This is a genomic window from Marinobacter sp. ST-43 (genome assembly GCF_030541085.1).
Taxonomy (GTDB): domain Bacteria; phylum Pseudomonadota; class Gammaproteobacteria; order Pseudomonadales; family Oleiphilaceae; genus Marinobacter; species Marinobacter nauticus.
In genome coordinates, this window is record NZ_JASSVO010000001.1 from 88,444 (window position 1) to 106,491 (window position 18,048).

The following is an 18,048-nucleotide window of genomic DNA, read 5'->3' on the forward strand; positions in this document are numbered from 1 at the left end:
TTTCCGGGATTGTGTAGGAGAAATGGATGACAGTTTCTGTCCTGGTCGTGGATGATTCGGGCTTTTTTCGCAAACGGCTGACGGAAATCCTGACGGCCTCGGGCCAGATTAAAGTGGTAGGCGCCGCCACCAACGGGCGGGAAGGTGTCGAGCTGGCAGAAAAACTGCGCCCCGATGTGATCACCATGGATTACGAGATGCCGGTGATGGACGGCATCTCTGCCGTGCGCGAGATCATGCGCAAACATCCCACCCCGGTTTTGATGTTCTCGTCCCTGACCTATGAAGGTGCCCGCGTTACCCTGGATGCCCTGGAAGCCGGGGCAGTGGATTTCCTGCCCAAGAACTTCGAGGAAATTGCCAGGGACACCAGTCAACTTCAGAAAATCCTTATCCAGCGTATTCTGGATGTGGCCGGTAGCCGCCCGGGTGCCCGATCGGCGCCTGTGGCCCCGAGGCCGGCGGCACCGGCTGCGGAACCTCGCCGTGAACCTGTCGAGCGCGCCGGTTCGCGCCTGCACCGCCCGGTAACGACGGAACCCCGTAAAGACCCTGCGACCTCCGAGCCGGTTCGTAAACCCACCAGAAAAACGGCCGCCAGGCACTACAGTGTGGTAGCCATCGGCACTTCCACCGGTGGCCCCGTTGCGCTGCAAAAGGTGCTAACGGCGTTACCGGCTTCGTTTCCCGCGCCCATCGTATTGGTTCAGCACATGCCCGCCAGCTTCACTCCGGCCTTTGCCGAGCGGCTCAACAAGTTGTGTCGCATTGAGGTGCGCCAGGCCGAGGACGGCGACGTGCTTCGTCCGGGACTGGCCCTGCTGGCGCCCGGTGGCAAGCAGATGATGATTGAAAGTCGCGGCGGGCAGGCAAAAGTGCGGATTCTTCCGGGCGATGACCGCTTGAATTACAAACCCTGTGTGGATGTTACCTTCGGTTCTCTGGCCAGGAGCTTCCCAGGCAAAACCCTGGGTCTGATCCTTACTGGTATGGGTTCCGACGGAAAGGAAGGCTGCAGGATGATGAAGCAGTCCGGTTCCGTGATCTGGTCCCAGGATGAGAAATCCTCCGTCATCTATGGCATGCCGATGGCTGTGGCCAAAGCCGGACTGAGCGACGAGATTCTGGCGCTGGAGGATATTGGCGCGCGGCTGGTTGAAGGTGTGAGCTGATGGATATTCTGAGCCTGCTCGGAATCATCCTGGCGTTCGTGGCCATCCTGGGTGGCAATCTGCTGGAAGGAGGCGCTGTCAGTTCGCTGTTCAACGGCCCGGCCGGGTTGATCGTGGTGGGCGGAACTCTGGCGGCGACCATCCTGCAAACCTCCTGGCCGATGCTCAAGCGTGCCTTCGGTCAGGTTCGCTGGGTGTTTATTCCGCCCTACATCTCGCTGGAAGATGGCATTGGCAAGGTCATCGACTGGAGCGTCAAAGCCCGCAAACAGGGCCTGCTGGGCCTAGAAGGGCTTGCGGAGAGAGAGCCCGAGCCGTTTGCCCGGAAAGGGCTGCAGTTGCTGGTTGATGGTGCCGAGCCCGAGTCCATTCGCAGTATCATGGAAGTCGACCTGGAAACCCGGGAGCAGCGCGATCTGGAGTCGGCCAGAGTCTATGAGGCCATGGGTGGGTATTCCCCCACTATCGGTATTATTGGCGCGGTGATGGGCCTGATTCAGGTCATGACCAATCTGGAAGATCCCCAATCACTGGGTGGCGGCATCGCCACGGCCTTTGTGGCGACCATCTACGGCGTTGCCCTGGCCAACCTGTTGTTCTTTCCGGTGGCCAATAAATTGCGGGGCATCATCAAGGAACGCACCCGTTATGAGGACATGATGATCGATGGCATTATCGCCATTGCCGAGGGCGAAAACCCGAAATCCATCGAATTGAGACTGCGGGGCTTCCTGCAGTAATTCCGGGCCAGGGCTTCCTATGCGCCGTCGCAGACCACCCCAGGATGATCTCCACAACAAGGAACGCTGGCTGATTTCCTACGCGGATTTCATCACGCTTCTGTTTGCCTTTTTCGTGGTGATGTACTCGGTATCGTCCGTGAATGAGGGCAAGTACAAGGTGCTGTCGGAAACCTTCACCGGTGTCTTTAACGCCCCGCAGCGCTCATTACAACCGGTCACCGTGGGCGGCCAGCCGGTCCGGGCGCCGCAACAACAGCATGAAGATGTTATTCCGCCGCCGGTTACCGAGGCGCCCCGTAATCCGGAGCTGGATGCCGAGGGTCGCACCGAGGCTTTGCGAACCATGGCCAACCAGCTTGCCATGGAATTCGACGAATTGATCAATCAGGGGGTGGTGAGTCTGGAAACCAGCAGCGAGTGGATTGAACTCAATCTGCCGAACAGCATGCTCTTTGGTAGTGGTGATGCTGAGCCCCATTACGACTCTTTTGAAGTCATTGAAAAGATCGCCAGTGTACTGCGCAACCGCGACAATGCGGTCAAGGTGGAAGGCTTTACCGATAACCAACCTATTCGTACCAGCCGCTTTCCGTCCAACTGGGAACTTTCGACCGCCCGTGCAGCGGCTGTCGCCCGGATGTTGATGATGGAGGGCATCGAGCCAGAGCGCCTGGCAGCGGTGGGTTATGGTCAATACCAGCCCGTGGCCCGCAACGACACCGAGGAGGGCCGGCGGCGTAACCGCCGGGTGGTTCTGCTGATCTCCCGGGATGCAAGCATCCGGGGGGCGGTGCGCTGATCACCTGCAGGTGGCAGATGCGTATGGCTGAGCTGGCACACTTCCTGTATTACCTGTTGTTCATCGTCCGAATCGGCAAGGGGTTGCCGCAAAACCATCGATTCGGCTTTCAAGTTACCCGTATCCTTGCCGATAAGTTGAACAGAGGCCGGCGCATGACGCCAGGCTGAGCCGTTACCGGAGAACAAAACGTGCGTATCTGGGCTGTAGCCAATCAAAAAGGTGGAGTGGGGAAGACAACCTCTGTGGTCGCCCTGGGCGGACTGCTGGCCCAACGTGGCAAGCGTGTGCTGGTGGTTGATCTGGATCCGCACGGATCGCTGACCAGCTGGTTTGGTTATGACCCGGATACCATCGCCCACAGCGTATTTGATCTGTTTCAGCATCAGGGCAAGGTTCCTGAAGGCCTGCCGGCGCAACTGATCACCGATACCGGTTGCCCCGGGCTGTCGCTGCTGCCTGCCAGTACTGCACTGGCCACCCTGGAGCGTCGGATGATTGGCGTTGAGGGTATGGGGCTGATTGTCTCCCGTGCCCTGGCCCAGTTGTGGGATGATTTTGACTACGTGATTCTCGACAACACGCCGTCACTGGGTGTGCTCATGGTGAATGCACTGGCCGCTGCCCAGTACCTGGTGATTCCGGTACAGACCGAGTTTCTGGCCATCAAGGGCCTGGAACGAATGCTGCACACCCTGCAAATGATCATGCGCTCCCAGAAGAACGAATTACCGTACATGATCGTTCCCACACTCTATGATCGCCGGACGCAGGCTTCGGTCAAGAGCCTTAATCTGTTGCGCAAGACCTATCAGGATACCCTCTGGCGTTTCGCCGTACCGGTTGATACCAAATTCCGGGATGCCAGCCAGGCCGGGGTTATTCCCTCGCAACTGGATGCGGAAACCCACGGTGTCCGGGCCTACGATCATTTGTTGGACGACCTCCTGAAGCGAACCGGTTCGGTGAAGGAGCGTCAGCATGGCTGACAGAAAAATGACGCAACTGGCTGCGCCGGAAGCGGCCATTGCCAGTTATCTGGATGAGTTGCTGCACACCGCCACCAGCACTGCGTTGCAGGAAGAGCAGGTACAGCCTGAGCCGGAGCCGTTAGTGGCGCAACCGGAACCGGAGCCGCCGAAACCGGTAAAAACCGAAGCAAAGCCTGTCACCAGAGCCCGTCCTCGCCCAATCGTTCAGGCACCTGTGGTGGAACAGAAAGCGCCGGAGCCGGTTCAGACGGAGGCGCCGGTCACGGCCCCGGGCAACGATGGCGAGGTGCCACCGGCGCGCCCGGACTGGTCGGAAGAGCCGTTCGAGTGCCTGATTTTTACGGTGGCCGGGCTGCAGTTGGCGGTGCCGCTGGTTCTGTTGGGCGCCATCCATCGTATTGAAGAAGAGATCCGGCCAATTCCTGGCAGTCCCCGGTGGTACATGGGGATACGGCCGGATCGGGACCACAACCTGCGGGTTGTGGACACCGCCGAGTGGATTATGGCTGGCCGGGTACCGGCTGGTGCCCGGGACAATTATCGGTTTGTGATCCGGCTGGATGACAGTGAGTGGGGGCTGGCCTGTGACGATGTGGCCCAGTCTTTCACGCTGCGGCCGGATGAAGTGCGCTGGCGCACAGCGCGCAGCAAGCGCCCCTGGCTGGCGGGCACCGTGGTTGACCACATGTGTGCGTTGATCGATGTGCGCACCATGGCGCATCTGCTGGTGCGGGCAGAGCGTGAACACCATCTGGATCTGAGTTAAACAGGTCCGTTACTCAATGAAACCGTGTGAGGCTGGCACGGTTTGTGCCCTTAACTATAGTATTGGGCACTGATGATGAATTTTTGACGATCAGGTTGCCCGCCGGGCAGCCGAGAAGGAGAGAGTGCTATGGCATCCCCGAGCGGACAGCAAAATCAGGCCCAGGACGATCAGGTACTGCAGTACGTGACTTTCCGCCTGGATGACGAAACCTATGGCATCAACGTGATGCAGATCCAGGAAGTGCTGCGTTACACGGAAATCGCGCCGGTTCCCGGAGCCCCGGATTATGTGCTGGGGATCATCAACCTGCGGGGTAACGTGGTTACGGTTATCGATACCCGTCGCCGGTTCGGGTTGGCGGACGCGGAAGTGACCGATGCCACCCGGATTGTGGTCATGGAGTCGTCCAGCCAGGTGATGGGCATTCTGGTGGATTCTGTGGCAGAGGTGGTCTATCTCAAGGCCAGTGAAATTGAAACTGCACCGAACGTGGGGAACGAGGAAAGTGCCAAGTTCATCCAGGGCGTGTGCAACAAGAACGGCGAGCTGATTATTCTCGTCGAATTCGACAAGATGCTGTCAGACCACGAGTGGGCTGAAATCGCGTCGCTGTAACCGGCTTTTCACAGCGCAGTGATGGACGTCTCCCGTGGTCACAAACAACGGAGACGTCCATTATGAGTTTCATCATTCCCTCCTGGCTCCCCTGGGGCCTGACCGCTGCAGCCATCACTCTGGTTCTGGTTCAGGGTGTTATCCATGGCCGGCGTATCCGGGCCTTACAGGCTTCTGTCAAACAACGTTGCGATACCCTTGGCCGTGAACTGCATGCCACTACCAGTGGCAGCCTCGGCGTGGGGCAGCGCCTGGTAGCCTGTGAGCGGCAGATTCATGAGCTCAAGAACACTCTGGAAGAAATGCGGCAGAATGATCCGTTGCGAATTTCCTACGACGAAGCCGCGCGACTGGTTGATCTTGGAGCGGATATCGACGATCTTATGAATACTTGCGGAATTTCCCGTCCGGAGGCCGAACTGGTATCTGCCCTGAAGCGGCGACAGGCGGCCTGATCCGGCGTTTTATCGGATGCTGCTGAATGAAGAAGCTCTATCAGAGGGCCGTTGAGGCCCTCGCTGTTGTTTCCCGCCCTGATTTTGTTTCCGGTGCCGATCTCGTCCCCTCCATCACCGGCCACTCAATACCCAGAGAAGAAACGGTTCGACACCTGCTGAGCCTGATGCCAGAGATCGAGCCTGACCAGGTTGTCATGCACGTTGGGGGCGGCTCAGGTTATGTGACCGCCGTGCTGGCGGATCTGGCTCACCGGGTGGTTTATGTTGACCGCAACCCGGCACTGGTGGAAAAAGCCCGCGAGCGCTTTTTCAAGCACGGCGTCCATAATGTGGATGTTGTTCAGGCCTCGGCAGATACCGGGCTGGAACTGGACGCGCCCTGTGACCTGATTCTGTGTACGACCTTCATTCAGGACCCCAAGGCGCTTCTGCCGAACCTGCGCGAGGGCGGGAACCTGGTTTGCCTGGAGGGTCGGGCGGGGCCGGTGCCCAGTGTCGCCATGTTCCAGCGCAGGGGCGACAAGCTGGAGCGGGTCAGAACCCTGGGCTGGGTGGATTTCAACCGTAACTCTGAACAGATTCTGATTGATCTTGGCGTGGTCTCCGAAGCGGCACCGGCGGATGCCCGCACCGAGGCGGCGACCAAAAACGAACGGGTACTGGATGTCCTGCGTCGCCGGTTGAATCTGGAAGAGATTGATCTCTACCGGTCTCTTGCCCAGCAGCGGGGCATGACGTTTACCGATGGTGATGACGTACTCAGTCATCTGAATACGGACCTGTTCCGGCGTTTTTCCCGAACCTTTCTGGATCTCTCCCGCGTGATCCCGGTGTCGGAAGAGGACAGCACGTTGACCGTGGTCACCGACGACCCGGATGCACGTACCGATCAGATGGAACGGTTGACACCCAAGCATCGAATTGTCTGTCTGCTGGTGACACCGACGGACTTCCGGCGGATCTGGTCGGCGCTGGATCTGACTGTCAAGGGCAGCCGCTTTGTGGCGGAGCATGGCCTGTCGGTGGGCAGCACCGAAAAACCGGATACATCGGGCAATGATCTGCTCGGCAAGGACAGCAACAAACACATCAGCCCGTATCTGGTGTCTGTGTATGAGGCTATTCTGCTGGATGCCGTCAGCGAGAAGGCCAGCGATATTCATATCGAACAGTATGAGAACCGGGTGCGCATTCGCTTGCGGGTGGATGGCGATCTGCACGATTTACCGCAATACCAGTTGTCTGCCCGGGAAATTCGCGGCGTTATCAACGTCATCAAGCTTCGGGCGGAGTTGAATATCGCTGAGCACCGGTTGCCCCAGGGTGGGCGTTCCAGGCTGCAGCTCGGAGACACCTCCTACGATTTGCGGATCCAGACCCAGCCCTCACTGCACGGTGAGAATGCGATTATCCGTCTGTTGCCGCAAACCGGTCGGGCAATGACCATCGCTGAGTTGGGGATGTCATCGGCCATTGGTTCCCGTTATCAGCGCCTGCTGGATAACCCGGCCGGGCTGGTGCTGGTGGTTGGGCCGACCGGGTCCGGTAAATCCACCACACTGTATGCGGGGCTTCAGACGCTGGCTGATGATGGTCGCCGCAAGGTGATTACCGTGGAGGACCCCATTGAGTACTCCATCGACAACATCCAGCAAACCCGCGTACGTTCTGAAATAGGATTCAGTTTTGCCGATGCCATGCGGGCGTTCGTTCGGGAAGACCCGGATGTCATCCTGGTCGGTGAAATCCGGGATCAGGAAACGGCTCTGGAAGCCATTCGCGCCTCTCAGACCGGTCACGTGGTGCTTTCCACGCTGCACTGTAACGACGCCGTGGATTCCCTGCAGAGACTTTACGACCTGGGCGTTCATCCCAACTCCATCGCCGGCGAATTGTTGGCAGTGATTGCGCAACGGTTGGCGAAGCGAATCTGCAAGCATTGCCGCAAGCCGGCCAGGCCCGATCCTGCCATTATGGCGGAGGTTTTCCCGGACGGTGCGCCGGCGGATTTCCGGTGTTTTGAAGGGGAGGGTTGCGACAAGTGCAACGGCCGGGGTACTCAGGGCCGGGTCGCGATTGTGGAGTATATGGAGGTGGACGCGGATATCCGTAACGCCATCTCCAGTCAGCCTCCCATCGGGGAGCTGCGCTGGCGAGCGCTGGATGCCGGTCTCGTGACCATGCGTGACAGTGCCCTGGATCATGTCATAGAGGGCATCATCCCGCTGGCCGAGTTGCCTCGTATTCTGCCCCGGGAGCGCATGGCACCGGAAGTTCGTGGTGGCCGCAGGAGTATCGGATGAAAAACACCAAATTCCAGAACAAGGCGGCCCAGCGCGAGCCGGCAGAAGTAACCTACCGCGAGGAACTGGACAAACTGATGTCCATGGATCCGGGCCCGATGCCTCCTGGCTGGCTGATGTCGCCCCGGGGCGTCGAGAAGTTTCTGCTGGGCGATGAAAAACTGGGTATAGAGCGTAAGTTTGTCGCCGACCGGGCTATGGTGGTCCGGATCATCATTTCCCTGTGTACGTCCCGGGGGTGCTTGCTGGTCGGGGAGCCGGGTACGGCCAAATCCTGGCTGTCGGAGCTGCTCGCTGCGGCGATTTCGGGTAATTCCACGCTGACCTTGCAGGGCGGCGCCATCAGCCAGGTCAGCCAGTTGCTCTATAGCTGGAACGAAGCTCTGCTTCGTACCGAGGGCCCCAGCCGAAAGGCGCTGGTGCCAACCCCGCTGTTGCGGGGCATGATGGAGGGGCAGCTGGTCCGGTTTGAAGAAATCGCCCGCTGCCCGCAGGCGCTGCAGGATGCCATGCTGTCTGTACTTTCCGACAGGGTCGTGGTGATCCCGGAATTGCCGGGGGAAGACGGCGTTATTCTGGCACGGGAAGGCTTTAACCTGGTGGCCACCTCAAACAGTGTTGATGAGGGTGTTCACAGCATGAGTGCGGCCCTGAAACGACGGATGGACTTTGAGGAAATCCGGCCGATACGGCACCTGAACGATGAGATCGATGTGGTTCTTCGGGAAGTGGCCAGAGCCAACCGGCGTGCCGGAATCGATGTGGCGCTGGAGCAGTCGGTGGTGGAAGTGCTGGTGACCATCTTCCACGAATTGCGTAACGGGCAGACTCTGGACGGGCGAAGCACCGACCGGCTGGCAGGGGCGGCCCTGTCCACCGCCGAGGCGGTATCCGTGGCCCACGCCGCCAGCCTGAATGCGTGGTATTACGGTGGCGGCGCCATGACCGTTGAACACATGATGCACCACGTTATAGGCTCGGCCCTGAAGGATCAGCCGGAGGACCGCCGACGCCTGAAGCATTACTTCGATACCACTGTGGCGCCACGCAAAGGTGAGCATTGGCAACAGGCCTGGGCGTTACGTTCCCTGATCCACTGACGGGTTATCTTCTTCTGGCCGGGCATCTCCGGGTGTCCGGCCCCGGATGTGGAAAGCAAACGCCAGAATCTCCGCGATCACCCGGTACAACTCTTCCGGAATCTCTTCATTCAGCGACAGACGCGCCAGAATGCCGGCAAGCTCGGCATTCTCGTACAACGGAACATTGTTGTCGCGGGCAATCCGGATGATTTCCTCGGCCAGTTCCCACGTGCCGGTTGCCGAGATAACCGGTGCCCGTTCACCGTCGTACTTGAGGGCAACAGCGGCCGGGATATTGTTCTGTGCGTTTTCGGTCATGCCTTGGTATCCACCAGTCGGTGCTCCAGCCGGGTTTGCATCTGCTGAGGGCTGCCCCTGCGACAATCCAGGTCAGCAACTTCCAGCCCGAGGTCGTTCAGGCTCTGGCGCAGCAGCGGCAGCTCGCGATGCACGGTTCTCAGGGTGGTCTGGTTTTCAGCCCAGACCATAGCGCTCACGGACGGCGGCCGGAAGGTGACATCGAAATGCAGCGGGCCCGCATCGTCCAGATCCATAGACAGGGACAATCGCCACTCACTGGCGCTGGTCCGTTCCGGTCGTTTGTTGCCGTCTTTCTCCTGTGAGTACTGTTCCAGTCGCAATTGTGCCGTTCGGGGTTCCTGTTGCGGCGTTAACCATGGCAGTTCAATCAGCAGAGTGTTCACGGGCACGCCAGGTTCGCCGCCGGCCCTGGCATTCAAGGTCTGGCTGTGCAACTGGTTTACCGTAATCCGGTTCAACATGCCTGCAAGCAGTCGCAGGGTCTGCCCGACCGTGGCAGGTTCCCCGGTGTTCTTAGAGGCCGCGGGCGCTGGTGCCCTGGGAAACTGTAATGGGGCCTGTAGCAAATCCTGGCTGGCCAGGGGGGTCAGCCGGTTGAATTGCTCCGGCCCCTGGTTCTGGCTGGTGAGCAAAGCCGACACCACCTTTGCGAGTACCAGTTTAAGATCCGGTTGGCTGGCGGCGGAAGGGCCGGTCTGTAGCAATCGAGCCTCGGAAAACAGGCCGCTTTCAGACAACCACTGCCGCACCTGAGTGGCCATGGATTCGGTCTTGCCGGCGCCTGGCGCCAGGGCGTCAGCCTTGGGTAACTGGTTGATCAGCTTTTGCAAGGCCTGCTGTGCGGGCACTGGCAGAGGCTGTGCGCTGGTGGTAGATGGCAATTGCCCGGGTGGGGGTGGCAGTTTCAGGCCCTGGCTCATGGCACTGAACAGTTGTGTCAGGCCAGCCTGAAGGCTCTGTTGCCAGGGTAGTCGCTGGGCCAGGGCCCGGGCAACGGCACTCTCCTGGCCCGGCGCCAGCTTGCCTATCAGCTGCAATTCGTTACCGGCCCGCATGACCTTGATCAGATCGCCCACGGACAGATCCGGTGGCTGGTTGCCGGCAGCGACTTTCAGGGATTGTCCGCGCAGTTCCAGCAACAGCTCATGGCCCCCGCCTTTCTGCCTCAGGATCTCAGCCACTTTGGCCAACGCTGTCTCCCGATCAGCCAGCTGTAACTGGGCCAGTTGTTGTCTGGCCGAAAGCGCAGCCCCGGGCGCCGTGCTGGTGCCGGGAGTAACCGCGGCCGGACTCCGGGGGGGCTGGTCCGGCGCGGGCTGTTTCGGGGGTAAGGGTGGTGGTCCGCCGTTCAGTTTCATTGGTGTCGATTTGATGTCGGGCAAGAGTAATATGCTGGCGCTTTCGTTATAATACGCCGCGCTGGCAGTGAATGCCCTGATTTCATGTTGGCACCCGTGTGTCCTTCATTACATGCACCTGATGCCTGCTGCGCATCCATCGCTCTGAAACGGAGCCCTGATGTCCGAGCCGTTACTACAGGCGATAGATCTTGAGTGTGAACGGGACGAGCGCCTGTTGTTCCAGAATCTGTCCTTTTCCATACTGCCCGGTACGGTTACCCGTGTCGAGGGCCCCAACGGTACCGGTAAGACAACATTGCTGCGAATCCTTGCTGGCCTGAACGACGCCTGGTCGGGTCAATTGCTGTGGTGCGGCGAGCCCAGGGCCCGGCAACGCGAGTCTTTTCTTCGAAACACCCTTTACATTGGCCATCGGCCCGGCATCAAACCATTGCTTACCCCGGTCGAGAACCTGAAAGCGCTGATGGCCGGTCGTCGGGAGGTGAGCGACGAGGTGCTGGTTCAGGCACTGGCAGGTACCGGGCTGACAGGATTTGAAAACGTACCATGCCGGAATCTGTCTGCCGGGCAGCAACGCCGTGTGGCATTGGCCAGGTTGCTGATTGCCGACGAGCCACTCTGGCTGTTGGACGAAGTCTTTACTGCGATTGATGCAGACGGTGTCCGAGCGATTGAGTCGCTGCTACAGCAACGTGCCGAGGAAGGGGGGGCGGTGCTGGTGACGACCCACCATGAACTCCAGTTGCCAGGTATGAAACGCATCACCCTGGGTGCCGGAGGTGTACATGAATGCTGATCGGCGGCCGGCACTGAAGCCGGTGTCTGAATCGGTTGGCCCGATAGCCGCCATGGCGGCAGTTTTTGCCCGGGACGTCCGGGTGGCTTTCCGGCAGCGGCAGGATCTGCTGAACCCGTTGCTGTTTTTCATCATGGTAGTAACCCTTTTTCCCCTGGGAGTCAGCCCGGAAGTGGCATTTCTGAAACAGTCCGGAGCCGGTATCCTTTGGGTAGCGGCTTTGCTGTCGGTGTTGCTGTCGCTGGACCATCTGTTTCGTCACGATTTTGACGATGGGACCCTGGAGCAGCTGGTACTGCAGCCTCAGCCTCTGTTCCTGCTGGTGCTGGCCAAAACAGCCGCACACTGGGTGTTGACGGGCCTGCCACTGGTGCTGTTAGCGCCGGTTTTAGGCGTTATGGTGCACCTGGACGGGAACTCTATTGCAATTCTGTGTCTAACGCTCCTGATCGGCACCCCGGTACTGAGCATGATCGGAGCTATTGGCGCAGCTTTGACCCTGGGATTGCGCTCGGCAGGCGTGCTCTTGTCACTGCTGATCATTCCGCTGTACATTCCCGTGCTGATTTTTGGTACCGGCACGGTAGCGGCGGCAGCTGAAGGCGCGCCGGTTGGCGGATACCTGGCTCTGATGGGCGCGTTTCTGGTTCTGGCGGTAACCCTGTCGCCTTTCGCCTCGGCAGCGGCCCTGAGAATCAGTCTTTCGAACAGCTGATCGGTTCTTTGGGGCCGGCAACCAACCAAACGATAACAGTGAAGATGGTGACCAACTGATGTGGCAATTCTTTCACAAACTGGGTTCTCCCAAATGGTTCTTCGGGATTGCAACCCGGTTTATGCCGTGGTTGCTGGCGATCGGTATCATTCTGCTCCTTGCCGGCCTGGTCTGGGGGCTGGCGTTTGCTCCCAAAGACTATCTGCAGGGCAACAGCTATCGCATCATTTTTATCCACGTTCCCACTGCCTTTCTCGCCCAATCCATTTACATCATGATGGCGTCCGCCGCCATCGTTACGTTGGTCTGGCGCATGAAACTGGCGGATGTCTTCGTGAAAGCCGTGGCGCCGGTTGGCCTGGTTTTTACCTTCCTATCGCTATTCACCGGCGCCGTCTGGGGTAAGCCTACCTGGGGGACCTGGTGGGTGTGGGACGCCCGGCTGACTTCCATGCTTATTCTGCTTTTCCTCTATGGCGGTGCTATCGCCCTCGATCGGGCCATCAATGACGAAAAATCCGCTGCCAGGGCGGTAGCGGTGCTGGTGCTGGTGGGGGTGGTAAATATCCCGATTATCAAATACTCCGTGGAGTGGTGGAATACACTGCACCAGCCGGCCACGTTCAAACTCACCGAAAAGCCCTCTATGCCCGTTGAGATGTGGGTTCCGCTGCTGCTTTCGGTGCTCGGTTTATACCTGTTGTTTGGCTGGCTGGCGTGTCTGCGCATGAAAACCGAAATTGTCATGCGGGAGCAAAAAACCCGCTGGGTGAGAGAGCTGGTGATGGCGGGGAGAGGCTGACCGATGGCGTTTGATTCTTTTTCAGCATTTATCGCAATGGAAGGCCATGGTCCCTATGTCTGGGCCTGTTATGCCGTGTTCGCCGTTCTGCTGGTGGGCCTGATGATCTGGTCGTCCCGGCATCATCAGGCGGTTATGGCCAGCTGCAAACGCCGTTACCAGCAGCAGGATAGCAGCACCAGTGCCCGGCCAAAACAGGCCGCTACGTTCGCCCGTGTCGAAGTTTCCCAGGAATAAACAGCAGGTAATCCATGCATCCGATCCGAAAAAAACGACTGACCATTGTGCTCTTTCTGGTGGCCGGTATTGCCATTGCGGTAGGCCTGACCACCTATGCCCTCCGACAGAATATCAACCTGTTTTACGATCCTACGGAAATTGCTGCGGGTAACGCGCCGGTTGATGTCCGGATCCGGGCCGGTGGCATGGTTGAAGAGGGCAGTGTGGCAAGGGATACCGACAGCCTGAAGGTGAACTTCCGGGTGACCGACTATGCCGCGTCGGTGCCGGTACAGTACGAGGGCATACTGCCTGATCTGTTCGCCGAGGGGCAGGGCGTGGTTGCCATGGGGCGGCTGAATGAACAGGGCGTGTTCGTGGCCGATCAGGTTCTGGCCAAACACGATGAGAACTATATGCCACCGGAAGTGGCCGAGGCGCTGGAGCGCTCTTCCAAGGGGCAGCACAAGTCTGCTGATGTGGAAAAAGCCGCGGAAACCACGGCGTACTGAGCGCCCAATTCATTTCTGACGTTGGAGAAACCCGATGTATCCGGAACTCGGACAGCTTGCACTGATTCTCTCGTTGCTGCTGGCAGTACTTCTCTCCGTGGTGCCGCTTGCGGGCGCTCTGACCGGGCGTGACAGCCTGCAGGCATTTGCCCGGCCACTGGCGTCCGGCATGTTTGTGTTCACCGCCCTGGCGTTTGCGATCCTGACCCACGCCTTTCTGGTGGATGACTTCTCGGTGGCCTATGTGGCCAATAACAGCAACAGCATGTTGCCCTGGTACTACAAGTTCAGCGCGGTCTGGGGCGGCCATGAGGGCTCGTTGCTCTTGTGGATACTGATGCTCATAGGCTGGACGCTGGCCGTTGCCATCTTCAGCCGTAAACTGCCTTCGGTGATGGTATCCCAGGTGTTGTCGGTTCTGGGCATGGTCTCCGTTGGCTTCCTTCTGTTTATCATTCTGACCTCCAACCCGTTTGACCGTCTGCTGCCGAACGTACCGGCAGATGGGCAGGATCTGAATCCGCTGTTGCAGGACATCGGCCTGATCATGCACCCGCCCATGCTCTATATGGGTTATGTTGGTTTTTCGGTGGCCTTTGCGTTTGCCATTGCGGCATTGATCAACGGCCGACTGGATGCGGCCTGGGCTCGCTGGTCGCGCCCCTGGACCACGGTTGCCTGGTCCTTCCTGACGGTGGGCATCGCCCTGGGCAGCTGGTGGGCCTATTACGAGCTTGGCTGGGGCGGCTGGTGGTTCTGGGACCCGGTTGAAAATGCCTCACTATTGCCCTGGCTCTCGGGTACCGCCTTGATGCACTCGCTGGCAGTCACGGAAAAACGCGGGGTCTTCAAGAGCTGGACCGTGTTGCTGGCTATTGTCACTTTCGCACTGAGCCTGCTGGGTACCTTCCTGGTTCGTTCCGGTGTGCTCACCTCCGTTCACGCCTTCGCGTCGGATCCGGAGCGAGGCAGTTTTCTGCTGGCGCTGCTGGGCATTACCATTCTGGCCAGCCTGACCCTCTATGCCTTCCGGGCGCCGGTAGTGCATGTCCGCTCCCGTTATGGCTCTCTGTCCCGGGAAATCTTCCTGCTCCTGAACAATGTCTTGCTGGTATCTGCCACGATGCTTGTGGCCATCGGCACGCTTTACCCGCTGGTGCTGGATTATCTGGATCTGGGCAAGCTGTCTATTGGTGAACCGTTCTTCAATACCACCTTCAGTCCTCTGGCGGTGGCAACTGGCCTGCTGCTGGGCGCAGGCATTTTCTCGCGTTGGAAGAAAACCGACGGCGGCTGGCTGGCCCGCAAGCTGCTGTGGCCGCTGGCCGTCAGCCTGATTGCCAGCGCGGGGGTGATGATCGGCTACGGAGGGTTTGCACCCTGGGCCTTCCTGGGTGTGTTTGCGGCCATGTGGGTAGCGGTGGCCACCGCCTGGGACCTTTGGGATAAATCCGCCTCCCGCAAAGGGCGCTGGCATGGCCTGAAGCGCCAGTCCCGCAGTTACTGGGGCATGGTTCTCGGGCATCTGGGGCTTGCCATGGTGATGGCCGGTGCGACGGTGGTTTCCAACTACGGGATTGAGCGTGATGTGCGCATGCAGCCGGGTGACCGCGCTATGGTGGGGGATTATGAGATTGTATTCACCGACATTGGTGAGCGTCGTGGCCCCAACTTTACCGCTCAGTACGGCAGCTTCAATGTTTACCTGGATGGGGAGATCGTGACTGACCTGCATCCGGAAAAGCGACAGTATCCGGTTGGCATGAGTGTGATGACCGAAGCGGACATTGATGCCGGCCTGTTCCGGGATATATTTGTAGCCATTGGTGAGCGTATCAGTGACGATGCCTGGGCTATCCGGCTGCAGTATAAACCGTTAGTGCGATGGCTTTGGCTCGGATCCCTGGTGATGGCCATTGGTGGATTCCTGGCGATTGCCGACAAGCGATACCGTATTCGTGTGCGCGATGAGGAAGCCGTGAAAAGCGGCGAGCCGGCAGCGCCGGGTAAAGTGGCGGAGGCGTCCTCATGAAGCGGATATTGCTGTTCCTGCCGCTGGTGATTGCCGTCGGCGTGGGGATATTCCTGTTTGCCGGCCTGGGCAAGGACCCCACCAAACTGGAATCCGTGCTGATCGGCAAGCCCGTTCCCGAATTCAGCCTGGAGTCTCTGGACAATCCGGAGGTTCAGTTGGATCCCTCAGTTTTCCAGGGCGAAGTGTCCTTGTTGAATGTATGGGCCGAGTGGTGCCCCTCATGCTGGGATGAGCATGAATACCTGATGTATCTGGCCCGGGAACAGGGAGTTCGTATTGTGGGCTTGAACTACAAGGATCAGCGGGAAAGTGCCTTCCGGTTCCTGAACCGGCTGGGCAATCCCTACGAGACCATTATCTTCGATCCGAAGGGAACGCTGGGTTTTGACCTGGGCGTGTATGGCGCGCCGGAAACCTTTGTTATCGACGCTGAGGGAGTGGTGCGCTATCGCCACGTAGGTGTTGTGAACCAGAAAGTCTGGGATGAAGTGCTCTTGCCGGTTATCGCTCAGGCCCGGGGGAACAGCTGATGCGTTTGTTGCCTGCTTTCTTTGCCGTATTGATGATGCTCTCGGGGCCGGCAATTGCCGAGGTGTCTGAAGTCTATGACTTCGATACCCGGGCTGAAGAACAGCGTTATCAGCAATTGATCTCAGAATTGCGCTGTCCCAAGTGTCAGAACCAGAACATCGCCGATTCCAATGCGCCGATCTCCAAGGATATGCGAGACGAGGTCTACCGCATGATGCAGGATGGGGCCTCCAATGAACAGATCGTGGGTGCTCTGGTCGACCGTTTCGGCGAGTTCGTTCAGTACAAACCGCCGGTGGATAACCGCACCATTCTACTCTGGGCCTTTCCGGCGATTGCCACCATTGGCGGTTTTCTGATTGTGGCCGGTGTGGTGTGGCGTGCCCGCAGACGTGAAGACGAACCGCCCCTGAGTGCGGAAGACCGCGCCCGGGCAGAGCAGATTCTGGCCAGTCAAAGTGACAAGGCTGATCGCCGATAACTCCCATTCATTTCGAGACGTGACGATATTTCCATGACCGATACCTTCTGGATTGCCGGGACCGTACTCATTCTGGTGGCCCTGGCCTTTGTGCTTTATCCAGTCTTTTTTCATAAACCCCGGGCCCGCCTGGAGGCGGATCTGAGAAATCAGAATCTTCTGGCCTACCGCACCCGGCTCAAAGAGCTGGAGAACGAGCACGAGGCCGGCATACTGGATGACGAGAGCTACAAGCAGCTGAAGGAAGAGCTGGCGGGCGCCATGCTCGATGATGTACCGGAGGAGCCCGTTACCCAGCGACGAGTACCCGGGCGGCGTAGCGCCATGGTTGTCGCCTTGCTGGCGATCCTGGTATTACCGGTGGGCACCTATTTCGGGTATCAGGAATGGGGTTCCATGGATCAGGTGGAGCAGTTCCTTGCGATGCAGGAAATGAATGCCACGCAAGGCGACCAGACGGCCCGCATGGCGGCATTGGCCGACCAACTGCGCAAGCGACTTGAAGAAAGCCCGGACAATGCCGATGGGTGGGCGATGTTGGGGCAGACCTACATGCGTCTTGAGCGCTATGAGCAAGCGGCCGAGGCCTATCGCCGTCTTGCCGATGTGGTATCCGAGGACCGAAACGCCAGCGCGGTGGCCCTGGGGCTGGCTGCACAGGCTAACTATTTTGCCAGCGAAGGCGAGATGACCCCGGCGGTTACCGATGCTATTGCGGCTGCCCGGGCCCTGAACCCGGATGAGGTCAATGCACTGGGGCTGATGGGCATCAATGCCTTCGGTCAGCAAAACTACCGGGAAGCCATTGAATACTGGCAGCGTATTACCGAGGTAGCGCCGGACCATCCACAGCTCGGGGCCATCCGTGGCGGTATCGAGGAGGCCTACCGACGCCTGGGCGAGACCCCGCCTGAGGGAGTTGCCTCCGAGCCTCAGCAGGCTGCTGGACCGGGCGTGTCCTTACGGGTATCGCTGGACGAAGGTTTGCGCCAGCAAGTGGCTGACAATACCGTGCTGTTCATCTTTGCGCGGCCAGCGGCTGCGGCGGGCGGTGCGCCGGTTGCTGTTGCCAGGATGACAGCCGGCGATTTGCCCGCCGAGATCCGGCTGGATGATCGTTATGCCATGTCCCCTGAATCTGCGATTTCTGCACAGCAAGATGTGGTGGTGGTCGCCCGTTTGAGCCGCTCAGGCAGTGTTAATCCGCAGCAGGGAGACTGGGAAGGCCGGGTTGAGGCAGAGGTGCTGCCCCCGGCGGAAGCGGAACCACCTGTCGAGTTGGTGATTAACCAGGAACTGACCAACTGAAATTGAAAAGCCCGTCACTTCGACGGGCTTTTTT

General features: G+C 59.2%; 21 protein-coding genes. 19 read left to right on the forward strand and 2 right to left on the reverse strand.

Annotated features, from left to right (window positions below; translation table 11 throughout):
• The first annotated feature begins 26 nt into the window (after positions 1-26).
• The 10 genes from QPL98_RS00415 to QPL98_RS00460 all read left to right on the forward strand — a co-directional run bounded on the left by QPL98_RS00415 (position 27) and on the right by QPL98_RS00460 (position 8,951).
• Positions 27-1,172 (forward strand): chemotaxis response regulator protein-glutamate methylesterase, encoded by a 1,146-nt coding sequence (locus tag QPL98_RS00415; protein ID WP_014421049.1) that lies wholly within the window; start codon positions 27-29, stop codon positions 1,170-1,172.
• Entirely contained in the window at positions 1,172-1,912 is a 741-nt protein-coding gene (locus tag QPL98_RS00420; protein WP_011785444.1) for a flagellar motor protein, read from the forward strand. The genes QPL98_RS00415 and QPL98_RS00420 overlap by 1 nt, the downstream gene beginning before the upstream one ends.
• A 19-nt stretch (positions 1,913-1,931) precedes the next feature.
• On the forward strand, positions 1,932-2,714 hold the full coding sequence (motD, locus tag QPL98_RS00425; protein WP_011785443.1) for a flagellar motor protein MotD: 783 nt from the start codon (positions 1,932-1,934) through the stop codon (positions 2,712-2,714).
• Positions 2,715-2,737: 23 nt separating this feature from the next.
• Positions 2,738-2,884, forward strand: coding sequence for a hypothetical protein (locus QPL98_RS00430; RefSeq protein WP_157680627.1), 147 nt, complete (start codon positions 2,738-2,740; stop codon positions 2,882-2,884).
• A gap of 21 nt (positions 2,885-2,905) precedes the next feature.
• Complete coding sequence (locus QPL98_RS00435; RefSeq protein ID WP_011785442.1) at positions 2,906-3,703, forward strand: ParA family protein; 798 nt, start codon at positions 2,906-2,908, stop codon at positions 3,701-3,703.
• Entirely contained in the window at positions 3,696-4,472 is a 777-nt protein-coding gene (locus tag QPL98_RS00440) for a chemotaxis protein CheW (protein WP_022991607.1), read from the forward strand. Before QPL98_RS00435 ends, QPL98_RS00440 begins: the two co-directional genes overlap by 8 nt.
• A 129-nt stretch (positions 4,473-4,601) precedes the next feature.
• Positions 4,602-5,090: a chemotaxis protein CheW gene (locus QPL98_RS00445; protein ID WP_011785440.1), complete on the forward strand. Its 489-nt coding sequence runs from the start codon at positions 4,602-4,604 to the stop codon at positions 5,088-5,090.
• A 62-nt stretch (positions 5,091-5,152) separates the two neighbouring features.
• Positions 5,153-5,545, forward strand: coding sequence for a DUF2802 domain-containing protein (locus QPL98_RS00450; protein WP_113878975.1), 393 nt, complete (start codon positions 5,153-5,155; stop codon positions 5,543-5,545).
• Positions 5,546-5,571: 26 nt separating this feature from the next.
• Positions 5,572-7,851, forward strand: coding sequence for an ATPase, T2SS/T4P/T4SS family (locus QPL98_RS00455; RefSeq protein ID WP_303292439.1), 2,280 nt, complete (start codon positions 5,572-5,574; stop codon positions 7,849-7,851).
• A complete protein-coding gene (locus tag QPL98_RS00460) occupies positions 7,848-8,951 on the forward strand; it encodes an AAA family ATPase (RefSeq protein WP_303292440.1) in 1,104 nt (367 codons plus the stop codon). Before QPL98_RS00455 ends, QPL98_RS00460 begins: the two co-directional genes overlap by 4 nt.
• On the opposite strand, the gene QPL98_RS00465 is transcribed toward QPL98_RS00460, so the two are convergent.
• Together QPL98_RS00465 and QPL98_RS00470 are read right to left on the reverse strand one after the other, a co-directional pair.
• Entirely contained in the window at positions 8,931-9,251 is a 321-nt protein-coding gene (locus tag QPL98_RS00465; RefSeq protein WP_011785436.1) for an EscU/YscU/HrcU family type III secretion system export apparatus switch protein, read from the reverse strand. The two genes, QPL98_RS00460 and QPL98_RS00465, sit on opposite strands and share 21 nt — an antisense overlap.
• Positions 9,248-10,636 (reverse strand): flagellar hook-length control protein FliK, encoded by a 1,389-nt coding sequence (locus QPL98_RS00470; protein WP_303292441.1) that lies wholly within the window; start codon positions 10,634-10,636, stop codon positions 9,248-9,250. Before QPL98_RS00470 ends, QPL98_RS00465 begins: the two co-directional genes overlap by 4 nt.
• A gap of 136 nt (positions 10,637-10,772) precedes the next feature.
• On the opposite strand from QPL98_RS00470, the gene ccmA reads away from it, so the two are divergent.
• The 9 genes from ccmA to ccmI are packed head-to-tail and all read left to right on the forward strand — an operon-like array spanning position 10,773 to position 18,014.
• A complete protein-coding gene (ccmA, locus tag QPL98_RS00475; protein WP_199452228.1) occupies positions 10,773-11,411 on the forward strand; it encodes a cytochrome c biogenesis heme-transporting ATPase CcmA in 639 nt (212 codons plus the stop codon).
• The gene (gene ccmB / locus QPL98_RS00480; protein ID WP_011785433.1) at positions 11,401-12,126 is read left to right on the forward strand and encodes a heme exporter protein CcmB; all 726 of its coding nucleotides are present in this window, start codon (positions 11,401-11,403) and stop codon (positions 12,124-12,126) included. The genes ccmA and ccmB overlap by 11 nt, the downstream gene beginning before the upstream one ends.
• A gap of 58 nt (positions 12,127-12,184) precedes the next feature.
• The gene (locus QPL98_RS00485; RefSeq protein ID WP_022991601.1) at positions 12,185-12,928 is read left to right on the forward strand and encodes a heme ABC transporter permease; all 744 of its coding nucleotides are present in this window, start codon (positions 12,185-12,187) and stop codon (positions 12,926-12,928) included.
• Between the two features lie 3 nt (positions 12,929-12,931).
• On the forward strand, positions 12,932-13,165 hold the full coding sequence (ccmD, locus tag QPL98_RS00490) for a heme exporter protein CcmD (protein WP_023009877.1): 234 nt from the start codon (positions 12,932-12,934) through the stop codon (positions 13,163-13,165).
• A gap of 14 nt (positions 13,166-13,179) precedes the next feature.
• Entirely contained in the window at positions 13,180-13,659 is a 480-nt protein-coding gene (ccmE, locus tag QPL98_RS00495) for a cytochrome c maturation protein CcmE (RefSeq protein ID WP_014421059.1), read from the forward strand.
• 34 nt (positions 13,660-13,693) lie between these two features.
• Positions 13,694-15,691, forward strand: coding sequence for a heme lyase CcmF/NrfE family subunit (locus QPL98_RS00500; RefSeq protein WP_199452227.1), 1,998 nt, complete (start codon positions 13,694-13,696; stop codon positions 15,689-15,691).
• On the forward strand, positions 15,688-16,224 hold the full coding sequence (locus QPL98_RS00505; RefSeq protein ID WP_199452226.1) for a DsbE family thiol:disulfide interchange protein: 537 nt from the start codon (positions 15,688-15,690) through the stop codon (positions 16,222-16,224). Before QPL98_RS00500 ends, QPL98_RS00505 begins: the two co-directional genes overlap by 4 nt.
• Positions 16,224-16,706, forward strand: coding sequence for a cytochrome c-type biogenesis protein (locus QPL98_RS00510; RefSeq protein ID WP_014421062.1), 483 nt, complete (start codon positions 16,224-16,226; stop codon positions 16,704-16,706). The genes QPL98_RS00505 and QPL98_RS00510 overlap by 1 nt, the downstream gene beginning before the upstream one ends.
• Positions 16,707-16,739: 33 nt before the next feature.
• Entirely contained in the window at positions 16,740-18,014 is a 1,275-nt protein-coding gene (gene ccmI / locus QPL98_RS00515) for a c-type cytochrome biogenesis protein CcmI (RefSeq protein WP_153740441.1), read from the forward strand.
• Positions 18,015-18,048: the final 34 nt, after the last annotated feature.

Bases quoted from the DNA above. Each gene is read 5' to 3' on its own strand.
- QPL98_RS00415 (WP_014421049.1), top strand. From the start codon at position 27: ATGACAGTTTCTGTCCTGGTCGTGGATGATTCGGGCTTTTTTCGCAAA.
- QPL98_RS00420 (WP_011785444.1), top strand. From the start codon at position 1,172: ATGGATATTCTGAGCCTGCTCGGAATCATCCTGGCGTTCGTGGCCATC.
- motD (WP_011785443.1), top strand. From the start codon at position 1,932: ATGCGCCGTCGCAGACCACCCCAGGATGATCTCCACAACAAGGAACGC.
- QPL98_RS00430 (WP_157680627.1), top strand. From the start codon at position 2,738: ATGGCTGAGCTGGCACACTTCCTGTATTACCTGTTGTTCATCGTCCGA.
- QPL98_RS00440 (WP_022991607.1), top strand. From the start codon at position 3,696: ATGGCTGACAGAAAAATGACGCAACTGGCTGCGCCGGAAGCGGCCATT.
- QPL98_RS00445 (WP_011785440.1), top strand. From the start codon at position 4,602: ATGGCATCCCCGAGCGGACAGCAAAATCAGGCCCAGGACGATCAGGTA.
- QPL98_RS00450 (WP_113878975.1), top strand. From the start codon at position 5,153: ATGAGTTTCATCATTCCCTCCTGGCTCCCCTGGGGCCTGACCGCTGCA.
- QPL98_RS00455 (WP_303292439.1), top strand. From the start codon at position 5,572: ATGAAGAAGCTCTATCAGAGGGCCGTTGAGGCCCTCGCTGTTGTTTCC.
- QPL98_RS00460 (WP_303292440.1), top strand. From the start codon at position 7,848: ATGAAAAACACCAAATTCCAGAACAAGGCGGCCCAGCGCGAGCCGGCA.
- QPL98_RS00465 (WP_011785436.1), bottom strand. From the start codon at position 9,251: ATGACCGAAAACGCACAGAACAATATCCCGGCCGCTGTTGCCCTCAAG.
- ccmA (WP_199452228.1), top strand. From the start codon at position 10,773: ATGTCCGAGCCGTTACTACAGGCGATAGATCTTGAGTGTGAACGGGAC.
- ccmB (WP_011785433.1), top strand. From the start codon at position 11,401: ATGAATGCTGATCGGCGGCCGGCACTGAAGCCGGTGTCTGAATCGGTT.
- QPL98_RS00485 (WP_022991601.1), top strand. From the start codon at position 12,185: ATGTGGCAATTCTTTCACAAACTGGGTTCTCCCAAATGGTTCTTCGGG.
- ccmD (WP_023009877.1), top strand. From the start codon at position 12,932: ATGGCGTTTGATTCTTTTTCAGCATTTATCGCAATGGAAGGCCATGGT.
- ccmE (WP_014421059.1), top strand. From the start codon at position 13,180: ATGCATCCGATCCGAAAAAAACGACTGACCATTGTGCTCTTTCTGGTG.
- QPL98_RS00500 (WP_199452227.1), top strand. From the start codon at position 13,694: ATGTATCCGGAACTCGGACAGCTTGCACTGATTCTCTCGTTGCTGCTG.
- QPL98_RS00505 (WP_199452226.1), top strand. From the start codon at position 15,688: ATGAAGCGGATATTGCTGTTCCTGCCGCTGGTGATTGCCGTCGGCGTG.
- QPL98_RS00510 (WP_014421062.1), top strand. From the start codon at position 16,224: ATGCGTTTGTTGCCTGCTTTCTTTGCCGTATTGATGATGCTCTCGGGG.
- ccmI (WP_153740441.1), top strand. From the start codon at position 16,740: ATGACCGATACCTTCTGGATTGCCGGGACCGTACTCATTCTGGTGGCC.